Annotated in this window: 22 protein-coding genes; 7 read left to right on the top strand and 15 right to left on the bottom strand. The window is 70.2% G+C overall.

What is annotated here, in order from left to right:
* Position 1: 1 nt before the first annotated feature.
* Positions 2-400: a peptide-methionine (R)-S-oxide reductase MsrB gene (gene msrB / locus DNK52_RS04055; protein ID WP_110239648.1), complete on the top strand. Its 399-nt coding sequence runs from the start codon at positions 2-4 to the stop codon at positions 398-400.
* A gap of 17 nt (positions 401-417) precedes the next feature.
* On the opposite strand, the gene DNK52_RS04060 is transcribed toward msrB, so the two are convergent.
* The 4 genes from DNK52_RS04060 to hemE are packed head-to-tail and all read right to left on the bottom strand — an operon-like array spanning position 418 to position 4,076.
* The gene (locus DNK52_RS04060) at positions 418-852 is read right to left on the bottom strand and encodes an SRPBCC family protein (protein WP_110239649.1); all 435 of its coding nucleotides are present in this window, start codon (positions 850-852) and stop codon (positions 418-420) included.
* Entirely contained in the window at positions 852-1,574 is a 723-nt protein-coding gene (hemQ, locus tag DNK52_RS04065; protein ID WP_110239650.1) for a hydrogen peroxide-dependent heme synthase, read from the bottom strand. Before hemQ ends, DNK52_RS04060 begins: the two co-directional genes overlap by 1 nt.
* Before the next feature lie 37 nt (positions 1,575-1,611).
* Entirely contained in the window at positions 1,612-2,988 is a 1,377-nt protein-coding gene (gene hemG, locus DNK52_RS04070) for a protoporphyrinogen oxidase (protein ID WP_110239651.1), read from the bottom strand.
* A gap of 47 nt (positions 2,989-3,035) precedes the next feature.
* A complete protein-coding gene (hemE, locus tag DNK52_RS04075; RefSeq protein WP_110239652.1) occupies positions 3,036-4,076 on the bottom strand; it encodes a uroporphyrinogen decarboxylase in 1,041 nt (346 codons plus the stop codon).
* Positions 4,077-4,146: 70 nt separating this feature from the next.
* Between hemE and DNK52_RS04080 the strand changes: the two genes are divergently transcribed.
* Entirely contained in the window at positions 4,147-4,764 is a 618-nt protein-coding gene (locus tag DNK52_RS04080; RefSeq protein ID WP_110239653.1) for a DUF3000 domain-containing protein, read from the top strand.
* A 5-nt stretch (positions 4,765-4,769) separates the two neighbouring features.
* Complete coding sequence (locus DNK52_RS04085; RefSeq protein ID WP_110239654.1) at positions 4,770-6,152, top strand: ribonuclease D; 1,383 nt, start codon at positions 4,770-4,772, stop codon at positions 6,150-6,152.
* Positions 6,153-6,218: 66 nt separating this feature from the next.
* Here DNK52_RS04085 and DNK52_RS04090 read toward each other — a convergent pair whose 3' ends face one another.
* The 6 genes from DNK52_RS04090 to DNK52_RS04115 all read right to left on the bottom strand — a co-directional run bounded on the left by DNK52_RS04090 (position 6,219) and on the right by DNK52_RS04115 (position 15,069).
* Positions 6,219-7,607, bottom strand: coding sequence for an extracellular solute-binding protein (locus DNK52_RS04090; RefSeq protein WP_110239655.1), 1,389 nt, complete (start codon positions 7,605-7,607; stop codon positions 6,219-6,221).
* Between the two features lie 114 nt (positions 7,608-7,721).
* Positions 7,722-8,267, bottom strand: a complete 546-nt coding sequence (locus DNK52_RS04095; RefSeq protein WP_110239656.1) for a type II toxin-antitoxin system PemK/MazF family toxin — start codon at positions 8,265-8,267, stop codon at positions 7,722-7,724.
* Positions 8,268-8,429: 162 nt separating this feature from the next.
* The gene (locus tag DNK52_RS04100; protein ID WP_239455370.1) at positions 8,430-9,038 is read right to left on the bottom strand and encodes a hypothetical protein; all 609 of its coding nucleotides are present in this window, start codon (positions 9,036-9,038) and stop codon (positions 8,430-8,432) included.
* 168 nt (positions 9,039-9,206) lie between these two features.
* Entirely contained in the window at positions 9,207-13,187 is a 3,981-nt protein-coding gene (hrpA, locus tag DNK52_RS04105; RefSeq protein ID WP_110239658.1) for an ATP-dependent RNA helicase HrpA, read from the bottom strand.
* 4 nt (positions 13,188-13,191) lie between these two features.
* Positions 13,192-13,656, bottom strand: coding sequence for a pyridoxamine 5'-phosphate oxidase family protein (locus DNK52_RS04110; protein ID WP_110239659.1), 465 nt, complete (start codon positions 13,654-13,656; stop codon positions 13,192-13,194).
* Between the two features lie 51 nt (positions 13,657-13,707).
* Entirely contained in the window at positions 13,708-15,069 is a 1,362-nt protein-coding gene (locus tag DNK52_RS04115; RefSeq protein WP_239455371.1) for a threonine/serine exporter family protein, read from the bottom strand.
* A 108-nt stretch (positions 15,070-15,177) separates the two neighbouring features.
* Here DNK52_RS04115 and DNK52_RS04120 point away from each other — a divergent pair, with 108 nt between their 5' ends.
* A complete protein-coding gene (locus DNK52_RS04120) occupies positions 15,178-16,308 on the top strand; it encodes a glutamate--cysteine ligase (RefSeq protein WP_110239660.1) in 1,131 nt (376 codons plus the stop codon).
* 28 nt (positions 16,309-16,336) lie between these two features.
* Here DNK52_RS04120 and DNK52_RS04125 read toward each other — a convergent pair whose 3' ends face one another.
* Complete coding sequence (locus DNK52_RS04125; protein ID WP_110239661.1) at positions 16,337-17,503, bottom strand: site-specific DNA-methyltransferase; 1,167 nt, start codon at positions 17,501-17,503, stop codon at positions 16,337-16,339.
* 10 nt (positions 17,504-17,513) lie between these two features.
* Positions 17,514-18,032 (bottom strand): hypothetical protein, encoded by a 519-nt coding sequence (locus DNK52_RS04130; RefSeq protein ID WP_110239662.1) that lies wholly within the window; start codon positions 18,030-18,032, stop codon positions 17,514-17,516.
* Between the two features lie 65 nt (positions 18,033-18,097).
* Between DNK52_RS04130 and DNK52_RS04135 the strand changes: the two genes are divergently transcribed.
* Entirely contained in the window at positions 18,098-18,670 is a 573-nt protein-coding gene (locus DNK52_RS04135) for a mismatch-specific DNA-glycosylase (protein ID WP_110239663.1), read from the top strand.
* Positions 18,671-18,709: 39 nt separating this feature from the next.
* On the top strand, positions 18,710-19,711 hold the full coding sequence (locus DNK52_RS04140) for a GTP pyrophosphokinase (protein WP_110239664.1): 1,002 nt from the start codon (positions 18,710-18,712) through the stop codon (positions 19,709-19,711).
* A gap of 23 nt (positions 19,712-19,734) precedes the next feature.
* Here DNK52_RS04140 and DNK52_RS04145 read toward each other — a convergent pair whose 3' ends face one another.
* From DNK52_RS04145 to cysS, 3 genes are read right to left on the bottom strand one after another with little or no spacing between them, the layout of a single operon-like run.
* A complete protein-coding gene (locus tag DNK52_RS04145; protein ID WP_239455372.1) occupies positions 19,735-21,270 on the bottom strand; it encodes a metallophosphoesterase in 1,536 nt (511 codons plus the stop codon).
* A gap of 29 nt (positions 21,271-21,299) precedes the next feature.
* On the bottom strand, positions 21,300-22,256 hold the full coding sequence (gene rlmB / locus DNK52_RS04150; RefSeq protein WP_110239665.1) for a 23S rRNA (guanosine(2251)-2'-O)-methyltransferase RlmB: 957 nt from the start codon (positions 22,254-22,256) through the stop codon (positions 21,300-21,302).
* Between the two features lie 7 nt (positions 22,257-22,263).
* The gene (cysS, locus tag DNK52_RS04155; RefSeq protein WP_110239666.1) at positions 22,264-23,724 is read right to left on the bottom strand and encodes a cysteine--tRNA ligase; all 1,461 of its coding nucleotides are present in this window, start codon (positions 23,722-23,724) and stop codon (positions 22,264-22,266) included.
* Positions 23,725-23,875: 151 nt separating this feature from the next.
* Here cysS and DNK52_RS04160 point away from each other — a divergent pair, with 151 nt between their 5' ends.
* Positions 23,876-25,075, top strand: a complete 1,200-nt coding sequence (locus DNK52_RS04160; RefSeq protein ID WP_110239667.1) for a peptidase C39 family protein — start codon at positions 23,876-23,878, stop codon at positions 25,073-25,075.
* Positions 25,076-25,128 lie beyond the last annotated feature (53 nt).

The following is a 25,128-nucleotide window of genomic DNA, read 5'->3' on the forward strand; positions in this document are numbered from 1 at the left end:
CATGGGTTACCAGGTGAACAAGAGTGACGAAGAGTGGCGCGAGCAACTGACTCCGGAGGAGTTCCAGGTGTTGCGCCAGGCAGGCACCGAGCGTGCCTTCACCGGTGAGTACAACGACACCGACACGGCAGGCACCTACTCGTGCCGCGCGTGCTCGGCCGAGCTCTTCGTCTCGGAGACCAAGTTCCACTCAGGTTGCGGGTGGCCCAGCTTCTACCAGCCGATCACCGACACCATCGAGTACATCGAGGACAACTCGGCCGGCATGAAGCGGGTCGAGGTCCGCTGCGCCTCCTGCGGGTCCCACCTGGGTCACGTCTTCCCCGACGGCTACGGCACCCCCACCGGCGACCGCTACTGCATCAACTCGCTGAGCATCAAGTTGCACGCCCAGGACTGAGCTGGCCGCTCCACGGCTCAGGCTGCGGCGAGGATCCGCGCTGCTCGACGCAGGTCACCGAGCACCGGTGGGCGCCCCAGCACCGACGCGGCGGCGCCGAGCGGCGCCCAGACCCCTCGGGCTCGCACGTGGAAGTCCGCCGCCACCCGACAACCTGTCGGGGACGGGGTGAAGGTGAGCGTCAGTTCCGCGTCGAAGACGCCCCACTCCCCGCGCTCCACCCAGCGGCGTGGTCGATCGGCCTCGGTGAGCACCATGCGGGGCCGGACCCCCGGCCACGTCACGTCGATCCAGCGGGTCCCGGCGCGCACCAACCCGTCGTCGTCGCGCTTCTCGTCGAGGACCACGACGTCGCGCAGGGAGGACTGCCAGCGCGGCCGCTGCAGCGGATCGACGAGGAAGTCGTACGCCACCTCGGCCGGCACCGTGAAGTCGACCGCGCCGCCGGGCATCAGGGCAGGCGCTGCAGCAGTTCGGCGACCTCTGCGCGAGATCCCGTGTAGAACGGCACCTCGTCGCGCACGTGACGGCGCGCCTCGGAGCCGCGCAGGTGACGCATCAGGTCGACGATGCGGTACAGCTCGTCGGCCTCGAACGCCAGCATCCACTCGTAGTCACCCAGCGCGAAGCTCGCCACGGTGTTGGCCCGCACGTCGGCGTAGTCGCGCGCCATCTTGCCGTGGTCGGCCAGCATCTTGCGACGCTCGCCGTCCTCGAGGAGGTACCACTCGTAGGAGCGCACGAAGGGGTAGACGCAGATGTGCGCCCGCGGCGTCTCGTCGGCCAGGAAGGCCGGGATGTGACTGCGGTTGAACTCCGCCGGACGGTGCAGCGCCATCTGCGACCAGACCGGCTCGAAGCGGCGACCGAACGCCGTACGCCGGAACGCGTTGTAGGCGGCCTGGAGCTGCTCGGAGTCCTCAGCGTGCCACCAGATCATCACGTCGGCATCGGCACGCAGGCCGGAGACGTCGTACGTGCCGCGGACCGTGACGTCCTGCTCCTTCAACTGGGCGAAGAGGGCCTCGACCTCGGCCGCCTCGGCCGCCCGGTCGGCGTCACCGATCAGGTCGCGGAGCTTGAAGACCGACCACATCGTGTAGCGGATCGTGTCGTTGAGCTCGTTGATCCGAGCTGCGTTGGACTGGGTCTCGGGGGCAGCGTGGTCGCTCATGCCCCCATTGTGCCCGGGGCCCCGAACCCGTAGGTGCTCAAGGGGTCAGCAGCCGCTCGACAGCCCGGTCCGCCGAGGCGATCACCGCAGGGATCCCGACCCCGTCATAGGCCGCGCCGGCGACCGCGATGCCGTCCGGCAGGCCCGCCCTGATCCGGGCGACCCGGTCCACGTGACCGACGGCGTACTGCGGCAGTCCCCCGCCCCAGCGCTGCACGTGCGTGGCGACCGGCGTCGCCCTCAGGCCGGTGGCCTCGGCGAGGTCGGCCAGCGACCATGCCACGAGTTCGTCGTCACCGCTCTGCAGCGCGACCTCGTCGCCATGACGACCCAGGGACGTACGCAGATGGACGACGCCGTGCTCCTCGCCGGCGGCCCGCACCCAGTCCCACTTGGCGAAGGAGAAGGTCGAGGCCTTGATCCTGCGCCGATCGACCGGAGGGACCAGGAAACCGGACGACTCCCGGCCCAGCACCTCGGCGTCCTCGACCGCGAACGCGAAGGTCACCACGGCCATCGACGCGGACTCGATGCCGGCCAACTCGGCACTCGCCTCCGGGGCCAGCTCCCCGAGCAGTCGCGCCGTCGCAGCTGCCGGGGTCGCGAGCAGGACCGCAGAGGCCTCGATCCGTTCGGGAGCAGTGGTCGGTCCGACTGTCAGCGCGAAGCCGTGGGGCGTGCGTACGAGCTCGCGCACCGTCGCATCGGTGCGCACGTCCAGGCCCTCGGCCAGGGCGTACGGCAGCCTGCCCATCCCGCCGGCGAGTCCGGCGAAGACCGGCACGTCGGAGGGCGGGGGGAGCTCGGCGGCCTGCTCCAACAACGACCCACGCTCCGCGAAGGCAAGGATCTGCGGGACTGCGGCGCGCGCCGAGATCTGGCGCGCGTGGCCGGCGTAGACGCCGCCGAGGAGGGGCTCCACCAGGAGGTCGACCACTTCGTCGCCACAGCGCTCGCCGACCAGGTCACCCACGGAGATGTCGTTGCCCTGCAGCACGAACGGGGCCAGGGTCGGCTCCTCCGCGAGCTTGAGCAACCCCTCGCCGGAGAGCAGACCGCTGGCCGCCAGAGCATCGACGTCACAGGGCACCCCCATCAACGAACGCGGCAAGGGACGCAGCGCACCTCCGGTCCAGAGTCGGGAGCTCGCCCGGGTCGGGTGCACGATCTCGAGGCCGAGCTCGCGGGCCAGGTCAACACCTTCGGGGCGCCGGCTGAGCATCGCCTCGGCCCCGACGTCGACGACGACCCCGCCCACGTCGCGCGCGTACAACTTGCCGCCGATGCGAGGCGAGGACTCCAGCACGAGCACGTCGATCCCGCGGCCGGCGAGCCTGCGGGCCGCGGTCAGGCCGGCGACCCCTGCACCTACCACCACCACGCGTGGTCGCGGCCCAGCGTTCGGAGAAGACATGGCACCCAATCTGCCAGAGGTCACCGCACCGGGCTCAGTCGACGGGCTCAGTCGACGGGGTAGGCGTGCACGAAGTCGGTGAGCCGGGCCAGTTGGTCGGGGTCGGTGCTGGGGATGACCCCGTGACCGAGGTTGAAGATGTGACCCTTCGCGGAGCGACCGGTCTCGATGATCCGACCGGCTCGCTCGGTCATCACCTCGGTGGGCGCGAAGACCAGCGTGGGGTCCAGGTTGCCCTGCACGGCGCGGTCGCCCACGAGCTCGATGCCGCGCTCGAGCGGAGTACGCCAGTCGACACCCACGACGTCGGCCCCCGCCTCACCCATCAGGGTCAGCAGGTTGGTGGTGCCGACCCCGAAGTGGATCCGCGGGACGCCCAGCTCGCCGGCCTGGGCCAACACCCGGGCCGAGTGGGGCATGACGTGCTCGGCGTAGTCGATGGGGGCCAGCGCGCCGGCCCACGAGTCGAAGAGCTGGACGGCCGAGGCACCCGCGTCGACCTGGACCTTGAGGTAGGCCGAGGCGATCTGGGAGATCTTGCGCATCAACGCGTCCCACACCTCGGGCTGGGAGTGCATCATCGCCTTGGTCCTGGCGTGGTCCTTCGAGGGACCACCCTCGACCAGGTAGGAGGCCACGGTGAAGGGCGCGCCGGCGAAACCGATCAGCGGTGTCGTGCCGAGCTCGGTCACCAGGCCCTGGACGGCCTGGGTGATGAAGGTGACGTGCTCGGGCGTGAGGTCGTCGATGGCCTCGACGTCGGCGAGCGTACGCACGGGCTTGGCGACCACCGGCCCGACACCGGCCACGATGTCGAGGTCGACGCCGACCGCCTTGAGCGGCAGCACGATGTCGGAGAAGAAGATCGCGGCGTCGACGCCGTAGCGACGCACGGGCTGCATGGTGATCTCGACGACGAGGTCGGGGTCCATGCACGACTCGAGCATGCCGATGCCCTCGCGGACCTTGAGGTACTCGGGCAACGATCGCCCGGCCTGACGCATGAACCACACCGGGGTGTGGGGCACGGGGAGGCCACGGGCGGCGGCGAGGAAGGCACTGTTGGCGGCGGTGGGTGAGGGGCTCACGTGAGGATCATCGCAGGTCAGGCGGCGTGTTGGCACATCGTGCGCTTGTCGGGTGACTTAGCGTGAGCCCATGGTCGTCCACTCGGAGAACCACACCGGTCCCGGTGCGGACGAAGCACCCGCTGACTTCGTGACAGCCCTGGCGCAGTTGCGTGCCGCGACGTTCCGGCACGAGGTCTTCTGCGAGGAGATGCCCGCCCCGCAGCGCATCGCGCCGTGGTCGGGAGCTGTCTCCGCCGATGTCACGCTCGACGACGACGAGATCGCGACCGGCCGCCTGATCCTGCTGCACGACCCACGCGGCAACGACGCCTGGGACGGCACCTACCGGTTGATCGCGTACGCCCGCGCCCAGATCGACCCGGAGCTCGCCAGCGATCCGTTGCTCGGTGGGGTCGGGTGGACGTGGCTGACCGAGGCCCTCGACGCGCACGGCTCCGAGTGGGCCTCTGCCTCGGGCAGCGTCACCCGGGTCGCGACCGAGAGTTTCGGTGGGATGGCTGACGAGGAGCCCACCGCCCAGATCGAGATCCGCGCCTCCTGGACGCCTCTGGTCGAGGACGACCCGACCGCGTTGAGGGCCCACGTGGAAGCATGGGGAGAACTGCTCTGCACGGCTGCCGGCCTCCCGCCGGTGCCGGAGGGCGTGACGGCCATTCCTCAACGACGCGGACAGCGGGGCTTCTGAACCAGATGACGCACGACCACGGCTCCACCACCCCGGACCGCGCTCCCGGAAACACGGACCCGGGGAGCCCTGACCCGGCGAGCACGGACGCAGCGGCCCGGGCGACACCCCCGCCGCCGGCTCCGGAGCCTGTTCCGCTGCTCACCCTCAGTGGTGGGATCCCCGACGTGGTCGACACGCCGGAACTCCTCGCCCAGGCCTGCGAGGCCCTCGGGGCAGCGGAGGGGCCGATTGCTCTCGACGCCGAGCGGGCCTCGGGCCACCGCTACTCCCAACGCGCCTACCTGATCCAGCTGCGCCGCGGCAACTCCGACATCTTCCTGGTCGACCCGATCGCCTTCGACTCCGACCTCACCGAGTTGCAGGAAGCTCTGGGAGACGCCGAGTGGATCCTCCACGCGGCCACCCAGGACCTGCCCTGCCTGCGCGAGGTCAACCTGGAACCGACCAGCATCTTCGACACCGAGCTCGCCGGCCGCCTGCTCGGCCTGCCGCGCGTCGGCCTGGCGACCCTGGTCGAGTCGATCGTGGGGCTGCGCATGCGCAAGGAACACTCCGCCGCCGACTGGTCGACCCGTCCGCTGCCCCGCTCCTGGCTCGAGTACGCCGCCCTCGACGTCGAGGTCCTCGACGAGCTGCGCGACCACATGGCCGATGAGTTGGAGAAGGCCGGCAAGGCCGAGTGGGCGCGCCAGGAGTTCGCGCACCTCCTCAACTTCCGACCCGCCGTGCGGACCGAACCCTGGCGTCGTACGTCCGGGGTCACCAAACTCCGCAGCCGCCGCGCCATGGCCGTGGCCCGTGCCCTGTGGGAGGCCCGTGACGAGCTGGCCCGGGACCGGGACGTGAGCCCGGGACGCCTCATCCCCGACGCCGCCCTGGTGGCTGCTGCCGCTGCCATGCCGACCACCCGCGGAGCCCTGCTGTCGACCAAGGGGTTCAACGGCCGCGGCGCAGAGCGTCACGTCAACCGTTGGTTGGGCGCGATCGCGGCAGGTCTTGAGCTCCCCGAGTCCGAGCTGCCGGTCCGCACCCTGCGTGGGGATGGTCCTCCGCACCCCAAGTCGTGGGCGGACCGTGACCCGGTGGCCGATCGACGTTTCAAGGCCGCCCGCGAGGCGATGCTCTCGATCGCCGAGGCGAATCACCTGCCGGTGGAGAACCTCATCGCACCCGACCACGTACGCCGCGCGATGTGGACACCACCGGCGACCCGCAACCTGCCTGCCCTCACCGTCGCCATCGACGAGCAACTGGCCGGCTACGGTGCGCGGCCCTGGCAGCGCGAGCTCGTGACCGGCGCCCTGGCAGACGCGACGCTCAAGGCTGACGAGCCCGTCGAGGATCCTGCCGCAGGTCAGGCTCCGGCACCCGAGACCACCAGCTGAACCTCCCCGTTGGCTGAGTCACCCCTCGGTTGACTCAGCCATCGGCTGACTCACCCATCGGCTGAGTCACTCGTCGGCGGCACCGTCAGGAGCACCGGACGACGGGTCACCGGACTCCTCCTCGACGGTCTCCGGGTCGAGGACCGTCCTGGAGGCCTCGTCGATCTGGGTGGTGATCTCCTCGAGGTCGATCTCGCCGGGCTCGAGGAGCAGACGGCTCACCTGAGGAGCGACCGCCTCCTCGAGCGCTGCCCACGAGACGCCGAGGGGCGGGAAGAATGTCCCCCGCACCGACGAGTTGAAGACCGACGAACGCTCCGGCATCTGGTCGGGCTGGAGGAAGGAGTCGGACGCTGCGGCGGCCAGGTTGGTCGGCACCATGGACCCGGACTCGGCCAACGCCGCGGTGGCCTCGTCGCTGACCAGGTGGGTGATCAGGTCAGCGGCCTCGGGGGCGTTCTTCGTGTTCGCCGAGATGCACAGACCCGTGGAGTCTCCGATGGTGGCCGCAGCACCGAGGTAGGGCATCGGCATGACGTTGAACTTGAGCTTCTCCTCCTGACGGAGCTCGGGGACCAGCGACCGCTCGCCCGCGATCATGCCGAGCTTGCCGCGCTTGAACCACTCCATCGGCGTACGGCGGGAGAGCTGCTCCTCGGTCAGGGTCAGGCTCGCGTCGCGCAGCACCGGCAGCGCACTCTGGAGGGCGTCGCGGGTCTCGTCCGAGGAGAAGTTGAGCGTCGTCGGCGTTTCCGGGTCGTCGAAGAGTGACCCACCCGCCGACAGGATGAACGGCGCGAGGCCGCGGACCGTGGACTCGATGTGGAGACCGGCGATCTTGCGGGCCGGGCGGGTGCCGAAGCGCGCCGCCTCCTCGAAGTCGACCATGTTCCACCGGTCGTCGCGGTGGGTGGTGTTGAGGCCACGGGCCTTCATCTTCTCGAAGTCGACGAGCTTCTCGTTGACGAAGAGCACCATCGGGGAGATCGAGTACGCCATGCACTGGAGCTCGCCGTCGACGCCGAAGGACTGCACGGCTGCCCGCGCGAAACGGTCGCCGAAGTCGACGCCCCGCTCGTCGAGCAGCTCGCTCACGGGCCGGGAGAGCTTGCTCTCGAGGACCGCGTCCAGGTCGCCGCGCGAGGTCAGGAAGACGTCGGGGACGTCCTGGGCCTTGCCGCCGTCGAGGACCTCCTGGGCCGATTTCTGGGGTGCCCACTTCACCAACGACGCCTGGGAGTCGACGTTGCCGTCGTTGAAGTCGGCGACGACCTCGCTCCAGGCCTCCATCTCCGCCTCCGTGCCCTGGACCCCGAGAGTCAGCTGCTCCGGCTCGGCGCTGGCGGTGGGGGCGCCGGTGGGCTCGGGGTTCGAGGCGTCCCCGGTGCAACCGACCGCGGTCACGGCGAGCGCCATCAGCGCGGCGAGGGTGAGGGCAGGGCGGCGGGTCGTCATCAGCGGTCGTTCTTCTTCCGGCACGTGGGATGGGGCGGTCGCCGGGTCAGCCTAGCGACTCAGGGGTCATCCCACCGCACGACTGGGAGCCGAGAGACGGCCCTCGCGTTCTCCTCACCCGAGGTCGTGCAGCTCCCGGGCCCGAGCCACCACCGCGTCGAAGACCACCTTCGGCAAGGCGGCCCCTTCTCGACGGATCGCGGAGTCAGGGAGGCGGACCAGCCGGTCCAGGCGCACTTCGCTCGGACGGTGCTCCCGGTCCCAGGCGCCGGTGCCGACGTCCATCCAAATCCGGCCGTAGCGGGCTTCGCGACCCGGGTCGCGGGTGTGGTCCCGGCTGCTCAGCATCAACCCAACCCACTCCCCTGCATCGTGACGGGCCTGGTGGGACAGCAGCAGGACGGGCCGGTCCTTCCCCTGGGAAGGGTCGTCCTCGTAGGGCACCCAGCCCCAGACGACCTCGCCGGGATCCGGTTCGCCGTCGATCTCCACGCGGTACTCCACGACCGGGCGGCCCGGACCGTTCGCGGGTCGGGTACGGGGGTTGTCTTCGCGGGTGCTGCGGGCGCGGCTCCCGGCGAGCTTGGCCCCATTGATCCTGACGGCGTCCTGCACCGTACGGCGCACGAGCCCGGACAACGTACGAGTCAGACGTCCCATGTGGCCAGCCTAGTGAGGCCCTCGGCGAGAGGGTGGTGCGCACCGGACCGGGAGCGCCTCACGGCGCGTGGCCGCTCGAAGCGGCTTATTTTGGGACCCGGGGCTGCCGCGGTCCGGTGCACATCGACAGTGTAATCCGCTGACCCACGAAGCCAAGCCGGATCAGACCAAGGAGCCGCGACTTTCCAGTCGTGACGCCGCCTCCAGCTGCTCGGCCAGGGTCAGCATCCGCACCGTCTCGTCGTGCGATGCGTGGCCCAGCCGCCCGCGGCCGGTGGCCACGACGTGGGCGAAGGCCGACGCCCGGTGCAGCACGTCGACGAAGTCACCCTCGACCACGCCCCGCAGCACCTCGTCGACCATCACCTGCAGCTGCTCAGGTCCCGGCGGGTCGGCGATCCCGGCGATGACGCCGGCAGCCTGGGCGACCTCTCGACCGCAGGTGAACTCCTCGGCCACCCGCTGGGGGTTCTCCCTCACCCAGGTGGTGAGCAGGTAGAGCCGCCACAGCGTGCCGGCCAGGGTGTCGGCGGGAGCGCCGGACCAGATCTCGGCCAGCGTCTCCAACCCCTCGGTCTCGGCCAGGGCGACCACCCGGTCGATCAGGGCGTCGTCGCCCTTGCGCCGCACCCCGCGTACGAGCATGGTGGCGGCGACCTCGCCGGCCTCGCGCATGACTGCCGGGTCGAGACCCTGGGTGATCTGGTCGAAGTAGGCCTCGTCACGCAGCATCGGCCGGTGGTGTCGCCTGCTTCGCTCGGAGTCGCTCATGGGAATCAGGCTACGCCCGCCGGAAACCCTCCGGGACGTCATCACGAATGACGCCCCTGACGTACGTTCCTGATGACGTCCCGCGCGCCCCCCTCCCGGACGTCATCACCTCCGGCTCCCCTGACGTACGCACGTGATGACGTCCGCGGCTCGCTGCAGCGGGACGGGTCAGCCGAGGGCCTTGCGGATGCGCTGGTCGGAGACCGACTGGGCAGTGCCCAACGACTGCGCCCACAGCTGGACGCGGTACTCCTCGAGCATCCAGCGGACCCGGCGCAACGACTCGTGCGGCGGACGTCCCGGCGCCAACGCGGCCGTCTGGTGCAACCAGGCACCCTGCAGGTCGGCCAGCTGGTCCATCATCTGACGGTCCTTGGCGACCTGCTGGCCCAGCTTCGCACGACGTTGTTCGACGCCGGCGAGATAGCGGGGGTAGTGCCGCAACTGGGCAGCCCCGGCCTCGCCCAGGAAGCCGCGGTGCACCAAACGTTCGACCTGGGCCTTCATGTCACTCAGCGCAGGCAGGGTGTTCAGGTCGGCACGCCCGGTGAGCACCTTCTCCGCGCTGCGCCACGCCGCCAGCGCCTTCATCAGATCCGCCAGCGCCCCCGGCAGGGACCGCTCCAGGGTGGTGCGGGCAACGGCGAGCAGTGCCTCGTACGCCCCTTGGTCGCGGACCGGCGGATGCGCGTCGACCACGTCGATCAGCACGGCGGCGCGCAGGTCCTCGACCATCTCGGCCACCGTCGGGTAGGGCGAGACCGCGAGCGCCAGCTTGTCGGTGTTGGACAGGCTCGCGAGCAACGGTTCCGCGCTCGGCAGCGCCAGCAGCAGGAGTCGGCGTACGCCGAGCCGGTGACGCGCCGCGGCCTCCTCCTCGGAGCCGAAGACCCCGAGTCCGACCGTGCCGCCCTCGTCGGTGAGCGCCGGGAAACCCCGGACCTCGTGCCCGGCCCGACGGCGGGTGAACGAGGTCTCGATCTCGCCGAAGGTCCAGGTCCGTTGTCCGGTGGAGGTGACTCCGGTGTCATTGGCGACCTCGGCCATCGCGGCGGCGAACGTGGGGCGCAAGGGCGCCTTCAACGCGTCCAGGTCCTTGCCCCGGGCGGCGACCTTGCCGTCCTCCCCGACCACCGTGAAGGTCGGACGCAGGTGCGGCGGGAGCTTGTCGACGTCCCACGCCTCGCGCGGCACGTGCACTCCGGTGACGGCCCGCAGGTGACGCTCCAGGGAGTCCAGCAGCGGCTCCTCGCCGGGCGGCACCGTCTCCAGGAACGTCTTGGCCGTGTTGGGCGCCGGCACGAAGTTGACCCGCAGGTTCTTGGGGAGCGTACGGATCAGGTTGACCACCAGTTCCTCGCGCAGACCGGGGACCAACCAGGAGAAGTCGTCCGGGTCGACCTGGTTGAGGGTCGCGACCGGGACCTCGATGCTGAGGCCGTCGTCCTCGGCCCCGGGCTCGAAGTGATAGCTGATCGCGAAGGTCAGGGACTCCCCGTGCCACGTGGTCGGGAAGTCACTCGCGGCGACCTGCTCAGCGGTGTCGTGGGTGAGCATGTCGAGGTCGAACGTGAGCAGCTCACCGTTCTTCTGACGCTCCTTCTTCCACCAGGCCGAGAAGTGGGCGCCGGAGACCACGTCGGCGGGGATCCGGGCGTCGTAGAAGTCGAAGAGGGTGTGCTCGTCGACGACGATGTCGCGACGACGGGCCCGGTGCTCGAGCTCTTCGGCCTGGGCGAGCATCTCGAGGTTCTTGGTGAAGAACTTGTGGCGTCCCGAGGTGAGCTCGACCCACTCACCCTGGACCAGCGCGTGACGGATGAAGAGCTCGCGGGCCACCTCGGGGTCGATCGAGCCGTAGTTGACGGCCCGGTCGGAGACCAGCGGGACGCCGTACAGGGTCACCTTCTCGAAGGCGGTGACCGCAGCGCGCTTCTTCGACCAGTGCGGCTCGGAGTAGGTCTTCTTGACCAGGTGGGCACCCAGCTTCTCGGCCCACTCGGGGTTGATGGCGGCGTTCTGCCGGGCCCACAACCGGCCCGTCTCGACGAGTTCGCCGGCCATCACGAAGGGCGGGTTGGCCCCCTTCAGTGCGCTGCCGGGGAAGATCGCGAACCGGGAGCCGCGCGCGCCCAGGTACTCGCGCATCGCGCGCCGTTCGGTCGGCTTCGCACCCGGCTTGGGGCGTTCGCGCTCCTCCAGGGCCCCGACGTGGGAGAGCAGGCCGGAGAGCAGCGCCTGGTGGATGCCGTCGGCGTCGTACGTCGCTCCACCCTCGCTGCCCGCCACGACCTCGACGGCGCCGTCACCACCCCCGGACGTCATCACACCCGGTTGCTGGGGCGACCACTCCGGATGACGTTGTGAGGGCCCGAGGTCGACCTTCATCTCCTTGCAGACCTGGCGCAGCTGCGACTCGAAGTCCTGCCACTCCCGCACCCTGAGGTAGTTGAGGTGCTCGCGCTTGCACATCCGCCGGAAGGCCGAGGACGACAGCTCCTTCTGCTGACCCTTGACGTAGCGCCACAGGTTGAGCCAGGTCAGGAAGTCCGAGGTCTTGTCCTTGAAGCGGGCGTGCGACTGGTCGGCCTGCGCCTGCTGGTCGGCGGGGCGTTCCCGCGGGTCCTGCAGCGACAGCGCAGCTGCGATCACGACGACCTCGCGCACGCAGCCGAGTCGTTCGGCCTCGAGGATCATCCGACCCAGTCGGGGATCGATCGGCAGTCGTGCCAGACGGTGACCCAGACGGGTCAGCCTCGACTGCTCGCTGCTCCTCGTGGTGAGGGCTCCCAGCTCCTCCAGGAGCTGGACACCGGCCTGGACGTTGCGCTTGTCCGGCGGCTCCAGGAACGGGAAGCGGGCGACGTCACCCAACCCGAGCGAGGTCATCTGGAGGATCACCGATGCCAGGTTGGTGCGCAGGATCTCGGGGTCGGTGAACTCCGGACGCCCCTCGAAGTCCTCTTCGGAGTAGAGCCGGATCGCGATGCCCTCCGCGACCCGGCCACAGCGACCCGAGCGCTGGTTGGCGCTGGCCTGGCTGATGGGCTCGATCGGGAGGCGCTGCACCTTCGTCCGCACCGAGTAGCGCGAGATGCGCGCGACGCCGGTGTCGATGACGTACCGGATGCCGGGCACGGTCAGCGAGGTCTCGGCGACGTTGGTGGCGAGCACGATCCGACGCACCGTCGAGGGGTGGCTGGAGAAGACCCGGTGCTGCTCGGCGGCCGAGAGCCGCGAGTAGAGCGGCACCACCTCGAGCCGGTCGCGCCCCCCAAAATTGTTCAGCAGCGCGTCCAACGCGTCCGCGGTGTCGCGGATCTCGCGTTCGCCGGGCAGGAAGACCAGGACGTCGCCGGGGCCTTCCCTGCTGAGCTCGCGGACCCCCTCGATGATCGCCTCGGTCTGGTCGCGGGTGACCGCCTCACCCTCCTCGTCCGTCTCGGAGAGGTCGATCAGCGGGCGGTAGCGGACCTCGACCGGGAACGTACGGCCCGAGACCTCGATGACCGGTGCGGGCTGCTTGCGGGCGTCGGCGAAGTGGGCGGCGAAGCGCTCCACGTCGATGGTCGCCGAGGTGACGATGAGCTTGAGGTCGGGACGCTTGGGCAACAGGCGACGCAGGTAGCCCAGCAGGAAGTCGATGTTGAGGCTGCGCTCGTGGGCCTCGTCGATGATGATCGTGTCGTACTTCTTCAGCAGCCGGTCGCGCTGCAGCTCGGCCAGCAGGATGCCGTCGGTCATCACCTTGACCCGGCTGCTGCGCGAGGTGCGATCGGTGAAGCGGACCTGGTAGCCGACCACGTCACCGAGCCCGGTGCCGATCCCGTCGGCGGCCAGCTCCTCGCTGATCCGCTCGGCGACCGAGCGGGCCGCGATCCGGCGCGGCTGGGTGTGGCCGATCAGTCCGCCGGCGGCGCGGTCGCCGGAGCCCGTACGTCGCCCGCGGCCGAGCTCTAGGCAGATCTTCGGCAGCTGGGTGGTCTTGCCCGAGCCGGTCTCGCCGGCGATGATCACGACCTGGTGGTCGCGGATCGCGGCGGCGATGTCGTCGCGACGCTGCGAGACCGGGAGTTGCTCGGGGTAGGTGATCGTCAGGGTCGGGACAGTCTCGGGAGAGGGCGCAGCACGCCCGGTGGTCTCGCTCACCCGATCAGTCCAGGTCGGCGGGCGGGTGGTCCCACTCGCCCCCACCGACCCGACGACCCGTCATCTGGTGGGCGTGCAGGCGCAGCACCAGCTGGCGCCGGCCGCCAGCCCACGGGTCGGCGTCACCGCCGGGTGCGGACCCGGAGCGTGTCGAGCCGGAGAGTGTCGAGCCGGAGTGCTCCAGCACGCGCTCGCAGTCACCGGTGACGATGACGCTCCAGCCACTGCGGTGCGCCGGGTCGAGCTGGTCGACCTCGAAGGCGACCCGGGTGCCGGGGGCATGGGTCGCCAACTCCGAGTAGGAGGTGGTGCGGAACTCCACCGAGCCGTCGCGCAGCGCGAAGTTCACCGGCACGATGCGTACGCCGTCCGGGCTGCTGAAGGCGACCCGGCCGACGCTCTGCGTGAGGAGCAGCTCACGGCACTCCTCGAAGGAGAGCTCGACCGATGAGTCACGGCTTGCGTCCATGGATCCATGGTCCCACGGAACGCCTCAGGCGTGAACGCGGCGCTGGCACCCCTACCGCTCCAGGTCCCGGGCCCGCTCACGTCGCGACTGCCGGCTCCGGGCTCGCGAGACCCCCACCAGGCGTGGGCCGGCAAGGCGTTGCTCGAGCCGGCGGGCCTCCCGCTTCACCGGCTGGGCGACGTATTCGCCGAGGATCACCCCGGAGGCGAGGGCCAGGGCCACCGAAGCGGCCGTGACCATCGCCAGGATGCCCTGGGAGCTCATGGGACCGCCCTGGATCAGCAGGGAGAGGCCTCGGTAGATCGTGAGACCGGGCAGCAGCGGCACGATCGCCGAGACGACCACGACCAGGGGTGGGACCCGGACCCGACCGGAGACGGCGTAGCTGACGACGCCGATCATGAAGGCTGCGCTGGCGGCTGCCCAGGGTCGTTCCAGCCCTGCCTCCACGACGAGGCGGTAGATGGCGGCCGCCCCGCCGGCGACCAGCGCGATCGGGATCAGCGTGCGCTTGGGCGAGTAGACCGAGACCGCGAACGCGGCGGCGCAGAGCGCGGAACCGACGACGACGACCCCGAGGTTCTGCCAGCCCGAGGCACCCGGCTCGTACCGCCCGATGTCGACGCCGAGAAGCTGTCCCACCGAGAGTCCGGCGCTGACCCCGGCCACGATGCCGACGGTGGCCATCATCGCCTCGGTGATCCGGGCCGTCCCGGTCAGGTAGAAGCCGGAGAGGCAGTCCTGCAGCGCTCCCATGAAGCCGATGCCGGCCAGCAGCATGATGATGTTGGCGGTGACCAGCAGTGACGGGTCGACGTCCAGGCTGCTGGCCGCCGCAGCCACCGCGAAGAGGCTGGCGATCACCCCGCCGACGATCTGCAGGTAGAAGTTGGGGAAACGCTGCTTGGTGAGCTCCAGTTGGGCCCGGTCGATGGTCATCGCCGCGATGAACGCGATCAGCACGACCAGCCAGTTGCCGCCGAGGAAGAGACCGACCGCGGCACACATGACACCGGTGGCCAGGGTCACCGCCCATCGCGGGAACGGGTGGCCGACCGAGACGATCGTGGCCATCCGGGTCCGTGCCGTGTACAGGTCCAGCTCGCCGGCGATCAGGGCCCGCACCAGGTGGTCGACCTGGGTGAGGTCCTCGTAGTCGATGGTGCGCTGGGTGACCTGCCGGATCATCACCAGCGTCGGCTCGGAGGCGTCGTACTGGTAACTCATCGAGATCTGGGTGAACGTCACGTCGATGTCGGTACGCCGCAGCCCGAGGTGGTGGGCCACCGCCCGCATGGTCGAGGTCACGTCGGCTGCACCGGCCCCGTTGGCGAGCAGCATCTCTCCGACCCGGAGGCAGAGGTCGATGGTGAGGTTGAGTTCCTTCACGTCGTGTTCGTCGGAGTGGGGCACCTCGCCGATGTTGCCATGCCGACGAAAGCCGACGAAAGCCGACGGAATCCCCCTGCACACGTGTCTGCTGGGCCCGCCGGGCCACCTGTGGCCCCCTAGAGTGAACGCGTGCGCATCGACTTCCACGCCTCGCCGCGACCAACCCTGGGGGTCGAGTGGGAACTCGCGCTCGTTGACCGGACCAGCCGGGACCTGGTCAGCGCTGCGGACGAGTTGTTCACTGCCGCCACCCCACTGCTGGCCCACCCCGAGCGCCTGCACAAGGAGCTGCTGCGCAACACCGTCGAGGCGGTCACCGGGATCTGCGAGACCGTGGGCGAGGCGATGGAACAGATGCGCGAGACGTTGAGCCGCGTCTCCGTGGCGGCCGACTCGGTCGGGGTCGACCTCTTCGGCGCTGGCGCGCACCCCTTCGCGAACTGGTCGCAGCAACAGTTGAGCGAAGGCCACCGCTACGAGGAGCTGATCACCCGCACCCAGTGGTGGGGCCGCCAGATGCTGATCTGGGGTGTCCACATGCATGTCGGCCTGCCCTCGCGCGACCGCGTGCTGCCGGTGCTCAACGGCCTGCTCAACCACTACCCGCACCTGCTCGCACTCTCCGCCTCGTCCCCGGTCTGGGCCGGACTCGACACGGGGTACGCCTCCAACCGGGCCCTGATGTTCCAGCAGTTGCCGACCGCGGGGTTGCCTTTCCAGTTCGAGGCGTGGAGCGAGTTCGAGTCGTTCGCCCACGACCAGCTCACCACCGGCGTGATCGACGAGCTCAGCGAGATCCGGTGGGACGTCCGCCCGGTCCCCACGCTCGGCACGCTGGAGACCCGGGTGTGCGACGGGGTCTCGAACATCGACGAGCTGGGCGCCCTGACCGCCTTCGTGCACTGCCTGGTCGTCGACCTCGACACCCGGATCGCGGCCGGCGAACGGGTGCCGACCCTGCCGCCGTGGCACGTGCAGGAGAACAAGTGGCGCGCGGCCCGCTACGGACTCGACGCGATCGTGATCCTCGACAGCGACAACACCGAGATGCTGGTCACCGAGCACCTGGCCGCGGAGCTCGTACGCCTGGAGCCGGTCGCGGCGCGCCTGGGTTGCGAGGACGAGCTCGACCGGTTGTGGCGGATCGCCGAGCACGGCGCCTCCTACCAACGGCAACGTCGGGTCTCCGAGGCCACCGGCGGCGACCTGGTGGCGGTCGTCGACTCGGTCGTGGGCGAGCTGCGTACGTCGCTGGGCTGACCTTGTCGGGCGCAGGGCGACGACGACCTCAGCGCTCCTCCAGCCCTCCGCCGAACTTCTCCGCGACTGCACGCAACCGGGCGCGGGTGATGTCGGCGACCGTGGCCAGACCGGCGTTCGCGGCGTTGGACCCGGCTCGCGTCGGCTCCGCCACGTTGATCGAGACGCACGTACGCGTCCCGTCGTCCTCGGCGTTCAACTGCGCGACCGCGTGACCGGTCGTGCCGCTGCCGGCGAAGGGATCCAGCACCCGGGCGTCGGCCGGCATGGTGCGCAGGATCCGGCGCACCAACCCGGTGGGTTTGGGTGACTCGAAGACGTGGCCCAGGAGCTGCTTCAACTCCGCGACCGCGGTGTCGGTGGAGCCGACCTCCTCGTGCACCCAGATGGTGCGGAGCTTCTTGCGTCGCCCTCCGGGGGCGTCGAGCCAGTCGCGTTGGTAGAGGTCGACCCGCGGGCCGGCCAGCCCCTTGATCTCGCGGCAGACCAGGTCGTCGGGGCGCGCCTCCACCAGGGGCCTCGACCACCGCCAGACCGCCGGACGTCCGTCGCCGAAGACCGGCGTGATCTCCTGGCCGCCGTCGAACGGCTCCGCCCGGACGCGGCCGCTGACCGGGTCCCCCCACAGTGGGTAGTGCATGGTCGGGGTGGTGACCGGGTTGAACTTCTTGTTGGTGTTGCGCAGCGGCAGGTGACGGAAGGCGCGACCGTCCTCGGTAACGTACGGGAAGTCGTCCGGGTCGACGGTGTCGGACGTACGCGCGTCCAGCACGCACTTCTTCGCGTCGCGCGCGTAGACGAGCAGGTACTCGTGGTTGGTGGCGAAGCCGTCGCCGAGCTGACGACCCTTGGAGTTGAGGTTGACCACGACCTGGGCGAGGAAGTTGCGTTCGCCGAAGACCTCGTCCATCAGCAACCGCAGGTGGGCCTGCTCGTTGTCGTCGATGCTGATGAAGACTGCCCCGGTCTCGGCCAGGAGCCTGCGTACGGCCTCCAGGCGCGGGCGCATGAAGTCGGTCCAGGCCTCGTGCCGGCCGGCGCGCAACCCGTCGGCGCCGCGGAAGGTGTCGACGTAGGCGAAGCCGTTGCCGGTGTTGTACGGCGGGTCGGTGTAGACGAGGTCGACCGATCCCGGCTCCAACGTGGCCATCACGGCCAGGTTGTCGCCCTCGAGAAAGGTGTTCCAGGCCCCCACGTCAGCGGTCTCAGTCGTCGTTCGGCACGGCCACGAAGCCGATCCTGGTGACGGGGGCGACGCAGGTGGTCGTGGCTTCCTCGTCGTCGGGGACGACGTCGAGGGTCCACTCGTCGTCGACCTCGGTGAAGGTCCAGCTCTTCGGCGCCAGGCAGCCGGTGCTCAGGACCGCCCCCCACAAGATCTCGTCGTCGCTCAGGTCAGCGTCCTCGATGGCCTCCGAGACCTCGGCCCGAGTCTCTTCGGTGGCCCCCAGGGTCTCCAGCCAGTCACTCGCGCCCTGCGCGCCGTCCACGGTGACCTTGTGCCCGTCCTCGATGGGACGGAGGCCGGTTCCGGAGAAGGTGCCGATGACACGCGGTTCACTGCTGTCGACAGACGGCGTCCCCTGTGACTTCGGGTCGTCGTCCCCGTCGCCGCACGCGCTCAGCGTCAGGGAGGTGACGAGCACCGTGACGAGGCCCCACCGGCGCAGGCGAGCGCTTCGGCCGGAGAAGTGGCGGGCACGGGAGCGACGGGTGGCATTCATGGTGATGTGACGATAGCGGGGCGGGGACGGATCCCGCCCACAACCCGACGGATAACCTCGGCCCCATGCCGCGCTTCTCCCGTGCCGAGCTCGAGTCCTTCCGAGACGCCGAGGTCCCCGATCTGCTGGGTGATGACGTGCGGCTCCTCTTCGTGGGCATCAATCCGGGGTTGTGGACCGCCGCCACGCAGACCCACTTCGCCCATCCGGTCAACCGCTTCTACCCGGCTCTGACGCAGGCCGGCATCCTCGAGCGCAGGATCGACCCGGCCGCCGGGATGAGCGAGGAGGACCGGGACTACGTGAAGGCCCGAGGCATCGGCATCACCAACCTCGTACGCCGTGCCACCGCGCGCGCCGACGAGCTCACCCCCAGCGAGCTCGAGGCCGGTGGGGAGCAGTTGCTGGCCCTGGTCGAGCGCGTACGGCCGCGCGTCGTGGCGGTCGCCGGGATCACCGCGTACCGCCAGGCCTTCGGGCAGCGCAAGGCCGTCGTGGGGCGTCAGCCCGAGGACCTGGCCGGCGCCGAGTTGTGGGTGGTCCCCAACCCGTCCGGACTCAACGCCCACCACACGACCGCCTCGCTGGCCGTCGAGTACGCAGCTCCGGCCTGCGCGGCCGGCATCTTCGGCGAGTGACGACCCCATGACGACCGATCACAGGGCAGGCTGGACCCCATGACCTCGATGCAGCCGGAGGAACCGGTCCGGGACTCCGTACGCAAGTACGCCGCCCTGCGCCCCTCGCTGGTCGCTCCGACCCACCAGGCGCTGGAGCTCGTGACATCGATGCTCGACGAGGCCGGCATCAACTACCTGAGCGTCTCCTCGCGCACCAAGAGCGTCGCCTCCTTCGCCGCCAAGGCAGCGCGAGTCCTGGAACGCACCCCCGACGCCGACCCGCTCGACGCCATCACCGACCAGATCGGGGTGCGGGTGATCACCTACGTGCACTCGGACGTGGAGGCGGTGGCGGGCGTCTTCTCGGACGCCCTGGTCATCCTCGACGACCGCGACATGGGGTTGGAGACTGCGAGCGAGGGCCGCTTCGGCTACTCCTCGCGCCACCTGCTGGTGGAGCTCGGCGAGCGCACACCGGCCCCCTTCCGTGACCTCATCGGCCTGCGGGTCAGCATGCAGTTGCGGACCGTGCTCCAGCACGCGTGGGCCGAGTTCGAGCACGACGTCCGCTACAAGGGCACGGTGCCGGAGTCGCTGGCCCCCGACCTCGACCGGCGCTTCACCCTGGCCGCCGGGTTGCTGGAGCTGGCCGACCAGGAGTTCGCGACGATCCGCGCCGCGCTGCAGGCGAACGCGCCCAGCACCCCGGCCGAGGCCGACCCGATCGACCCCAGGATCAGCGCCTCGGAGCTGGCCACCTTCCTGGCCGCGGCGTACGCCGACGCTGGCTGGTCGCACACCGACCACTACGGCTGGATCTCCGGGCTGCTGCTGGAGCTCGGCATCACCTCGCTCGACGAGCTGGCCGGGCTGCTCACCTCCGTCGACTCGGACGCGATCATCAGCCGGATGGGGTACCGCTACCCGGCCGGCGCCGTGCGCCGACTCGACGACGCCCTGCTCGCGATCTTCGGCGACCAGTACGTACGCCTCACCGGCAACGCCCACCGGGTGCCGATGCTGCAGGCGCGGTTGGAGACCCTGCGCGAGGTGCCCTGAGCGGGGTGCCCTGAGGAGCGCCCTCAGACCGCGCTGGGGAACTCGAGCTCGGCGAAGTCGCCGACCTTGAAGACACCGGTCGTCTGCAACGTCACCCACTGGAGTCCGACCGGCCGGCCGGTGGCGTCGTAGGTGATCAGGGTGACCTGCGCGTCACGTCGCGGCTTGGAGCCGACCGCGATCGCGTACGCCGCCCCGCCGGTCGTGCCGTTGGTCCAGGAGTAGCCGAGGTCTCCCTCGGGCGACTCGAAGAGCGTCGGGCCGCTCTGCACGTGGGTGTGACCGCCCACGGCGAGGTCGGCACAGCCCTGCTCGAGCGCCTTCTTCGCCAGGTTGGCGTCGTGGACGAGGATCGTGTTGACCCGTTCCTCGGCGGCGCACGCCCTCTCGGCGACCAGCTCGGTGGCCTCGGCGAAGGTCATGTCCACCTCGTCGCGCCAGTTGCCCAGGCCGCTGCTGCGGGGGTCCGGGATGCCCAACAAGGTGCCTCCGGCAGGGCCCTCCACGACATCGCCGGTCAGCTCGGTCCAGTCGCGGTCGTTGAGGTGGTCGGGGACGAACGCGCCGTGGTCGTGGTTGCCGGTGACGAACCACCGGTCGAAGTCGTTGAAGGTCTCGTCGAGGGAGTCCAGGGAGAACGCCTCCCAGGCCGCGCCGGTCGAGGTGTCGTCACCGCCACCGAAGATCGCGTTGGCCCCGGCGCGCTCGGCCACGGCCCGCGCGACACGGTCCATGCCGACGTTGTCGTGCCGGTCCGAGACGAGCAGCACGACCGTCTCGTCCTCGCCGGGCTCCCGCAGCTCCAGCTCGCCCGCCTGCTGCGCTGCGGTGTCGTAGAAGACCTGGGACTTGGAGTACGTGTCCAACGCGCTGCCGATCAGCCGCCGGGTGCCGGTCGAGGTGGTGTCCACCCGGACCTGGATGGTCCGGGCCTCGGGCGGCACCGGGACCTCGTCACCCAGGAACTCGGCCAACGGGATCCACTCACGGGCGTTGGAGATCTCGGGCTCCTCGCCGGACCACGGCTGCCAGAGCGAGAGTCCGACGGCCCCGACGAGCACCACCGCGAGCAGGGGGCGCGGACGCAGGGTCCGCACCTCTTCCCACATCTCTCGCCGGCGGACCGGACCGAGGATCAGGTAGAGCAGCACGGGCACCGCACCCGCCGCCAGGCCCCGCAGCGCCGAGGCGAGCGCCATCTCGACCACCACGTCACGCACCTTGGCCGCCTGCGCCTCGGAGTTGGACGCGATCAGCGCATAGCGGCTGAAGAGCTCCTCGGTCGACTCGACCTCGGTCTTGCCCAGCACGATCTCGACGCCGAGCGGCACGTCCAGCGGCATGCGTACGTCCGGCAGCACCGGCCCGGTGGAGAGCGAGGCGTGACCGTCGAGCGTCGGGTGGACCTCGGCGTCGTGGCCAGCCAGGGCAGTCGTGCGCGAGGAGTTCAGGAAGAGGGCTGAGCCGACCAGTACGGCGACCACGAGCCAGACCGCGAGGAGGATCGCCCACCGCACCAGCCGTGGGCGCAGGGGACGGCCCGTCGCCGGGGTCGTCACCTCCTGCTCCACTGGCGGCGGGCGGGAGGTCAGGCCCGGGCCTGGTTGATCGCGTAGAGGGTGACCGAGGCGGCCACGCCGGCGTTGAGCGACTCGAGGTCGTTGGCCATCGGGATCGAGACCAGCTGGTCGCAGGTCTCGGCGACGAGCCGGGACAGGCCCTTGCCCTCGGAGCCGACCACGACCACCAACGGACCCTCGGCGAGACCGTCGGGGGCGACCAACTCGGGCAGCGTGAGCTCACCGTCGGCGTCCAGGCCGATCACCATGATGCCGGCCTCCTTGTACGCCTTGAGCTGGCGAACCAGGTTGACCGTCTGCGCGATCGGGAGACGCGCGGCAGCACCGGCCGAGGTCTTCCACGCCGAGGCGGTCATGCCGGCGGCACGACGCTCGGGGATCAGCACGCCGTGCGCGCCGAAGCCGGAGGCCGAGCGCACCACGGCACCCAGGTTGCGGGGGTCGGTGATCGAGTCGAGCGCCACGATCAGCGGCGGCTCCTTCTGCTCGTCCGCGCGGTCGAGCAGGTCGTCCGGGTGGGCGTACTGGTACGAGGGGAGACGGGCCGCGAGTCCCTGGTGGACGGCGCCACCGGTCATCCGGTCCATCTCTCCGCGGGTGACCTCGAGCATGGTCAGGCCCTGCTCGGCAGCCAGCTTGAAGGCCTCGCGGAGGCGACCGTCGCGCTCGGCGCCCTCGGCGACGTAGATGCCGGCGACGGGGATGTTGGCGCGCAGCACCTCGACGACGCTGTTGCGTCCGGCAGCCCACTCGGCCTCGGTCGACTTCGTCGTCTTGCGCGGACGGGAGCCCGCGACCCGCTCGGCCTTCGCCTTGCTCTTGTACTGCTTGTGGTACGGCCGTTCGGAGGCCTTCGGGGTCGGCCCCCGGCCCTCGAGGCCGCGTCGGACCTGACCGCCGGATCCGACGGTTGCGCCCTTCTTGCCCTTGCGGATGGATCCCTTGCGCTGGGAATTGCCTGCCATGTCTGTACTACTTTCCTCTGGTGTCAGCGGGAGGCGCACCCAGGGACCAACGCGGTCCCGCAGGGGTGTCCTCGATCTCGATGCCGGCCGCCTTGATGCGATCACGGATCGCGTCGGCGGTGGCGAAGTCCTTGTCGGCGCGGGCTTGCGTACGCTGCTCGAGCAGGGCGGCGACGAGTCCGTCGACGGCCCCCTCGAGGCGTCCGGTCACGTCGCTGGCGCCGGTGGCCCAGGCCGGGTCGTGCGGGTGCAGTCCGAGCACGTCGAGCATCGCCAGCACGTGACGTGCAGAGCTCTGCGCCGACTCACTCGCGACGCCGGCAGTGCCGTCGTCGGCGAGCGCACGGTTGCCCTCGCGCACCGTGTCGTGCAGGACGGCCAGCGCGGCGGACGTGCCGAGGTCCTCGTTCATCGCCGCCACGAAGTCGGCCGGGAGGTCAGCCAGCTCGGCTGTCCCGGCCTCGGTGGTGACGCCTGCGCGCTCCAGGAAGGACTCGACGCGACGCAGGCCCGTGGCGGCCTCGTCGAGCGCCTCGAACGAGAACTCGACGTGGCTGCGGTAGTGCGCGCCCACCAGGTAGTAACGCAGCTCGATCCCGCGGTACTCGGAGAGCACGGCAGGGATGGTGAGGCTGTTGCCGAGCGACTTGCTCATCTTCTCGCCCGCGGTGGTGATCCAGGCGTTGTGCATCCAGTAGGAGGCGAACCCCTGACCGGCGGCGCGGGACTGGGCCTGCTCGTTCTCGTGGTGCGGGAAGCGCAGGTCCATGCCGCCGCCGTGGATGTCGAAGGCGTCGCCGAGGTACTTGCCGGCCATCGCCGAGCACTCGATGTGCCAGCCGGGTCGACCTCGGCCCCACGGAGAGGGCCAGGAAGCGGTGCGCGGTTCCTTCTCCGACTTCCAGCCCTTCCACAGGGCGAAGTCGCGGGGGTCCCGCTTGCCACGGGGATCCGCGTCGGCAGCGGCCTCCATGTCCTCGACCTTCTGGCGGGTGAGCTGGCCGTAGTCGGGGAAGGAGCGGACGTCGAAGTAGACGTCGCCGGACCCGTCCTCGGCGGCGTACGCGTGCCCGCGGGAGATCAACGTCTCGATCAGCTCGACCATCTCGGGCACGTGGCCGGTGGCAGCGGGCTCGTAGGTCGGCGGCGCGACGTTGAGGGCGGCGTACGCCCGGTCCAGCTCGCGGTGCATGTCGTAGGCGAGGTTGTACCAGGGCCTGCCCTGCTCGGCGGCCTTGGCGAGGATCTTGTCGTCGATGTCGGTGGTGTTGCGGATGAACGTCACCTCGTGGCCCAGCGCGCGCAACCAGCGCTGCAGGACGTCGAAGTTGACCCCGGAGCGTACGTGGCCCACGTGAGGCTCCGACTGCACGGTGAGACCGCAGACGTAGAGACCCGCCTTCCCCTCCTCGAGGGGAACGAAGTCACGGACTTCGCGGGTCGCAGTGTCGTAGATACGGAAGTTCACGCTCGCGAGTCTAGAGGGGCGGCGCGCGCGGCCGCGCATCGTCGCCCAGAGGGTCGGACAGGGGTCGGACAAGGGGTCGACCAGACGGTCGTCAGGGGCAGTTGAACTCGTTCCTGTGACGCTTGTGACTGGTGTGACTTATGGTCGGTCGGTGCGCCCCACCACTCCTGTTCTCCTCGTCCTGGCCCTGCTGATGACCGGGCTGCTCGGTGCGCCGGCACAGGCCCGGGCCGCGAAGACCAAGATCGCCCACACCTCCTTCGACAGCGCCGCGGACTTCTCCAGCGGCCGGGTCAGCGGTGCGGTCGTCAAGGGCGACGCCGTACGTCTCTCGCAGCCGCGCAAGACCCGCCGGATGGCTGGGCGGACCTACCAGCTCGCCACGTGGAGCTCCCCGTGGGTGGACGAGTCGTACTCCTTCGACGAGTTGATCCCGTCGTGGCAGGCCAGCACCCCCGGGCAGAGCCTGGTCGAGGTGCAGGTGCGGCTGCGCAACCGCGCGGGCGGACGCACCCAGACCGGCAGCTGGGACACCGTGGCCCGTTGGTCGAAGAAGACCACCTGGTACCAGCGCAAGAGCCACACCGCCGGCGCCGACGACCTGGCCCGGGTGGCGGTCGACACCGTGAAGACCAACTCCTCGGCCGGTGCCACCGGCTGGCAGATCAAGGTCGTGTTCGCCCGTCGGGTCGGCTCGAAGGCGCTGCCCAAGGTCACCCGGATCGGTGCGATGACCAGTCACGTCGTGGCTCGCACCGCCACCTCGAAGCCCGGGAAGGTCCGCGGCACCGTCCTCGACGTGCCGCGCTACTCCCAGATGATCCACCGCGGCCACCACCCCGAGTGGGGCAACGGCGGCGAGGCCTGGTGCTCCCCGACCTCGACCGCGATGGTCCTGGAGTACTACGGGGCCAACCCGAAGGTGGGCCACCGGTTCAAGGGCAAGGGGCACCGCGACGGCATCGTCGACTGGACCGCCAGCCGGACCTACGACCACCGCTTCAAGGGCACCGGCAACTGGTCCTTCAACGCCGCGCACGCCGGGACCCGGTTGCGCCGCACCCACGTCACCCGCCTGCCCACGCTGCGCGCCGCCGAGAAGTACATCAAGGCCGGCACCCCACTCATCGTCTCGATCTCGTTCGCCCGCGGGCAGTTGCGCGGCGCACCGATCTCCGCGACCGCCGGCCACCTGGTGGTGCTCGTGGGCTTCGACCCCCTCGGCAACCCGGTGGTCAATGACCCCGCCGCCGCCAAGAATTCCCAGGTGCGCCGGATCTACGACCGGGCCCAGTTCGAGAAGGCCTGGCTGACGAAGTCGGGCGGCCTCACCTACGTCTACGAGGACTGAGCCGACACTCCTCCACCGGACGAGCCCGGGACGTCATCACCAGCGATCGCCCC

Origin of the sequence: Nocardioides gilvus, from assembly GCF_003194605.1 — a bacterium.
In the GTDB taxonomy this organism is placed as follows: domain Bacteria; phylum Actinomycetota; class Actinomycetes; order Propionibacteriales; family Nocardioidaceae; genus Nocardioides; species Nocardioides gilvus.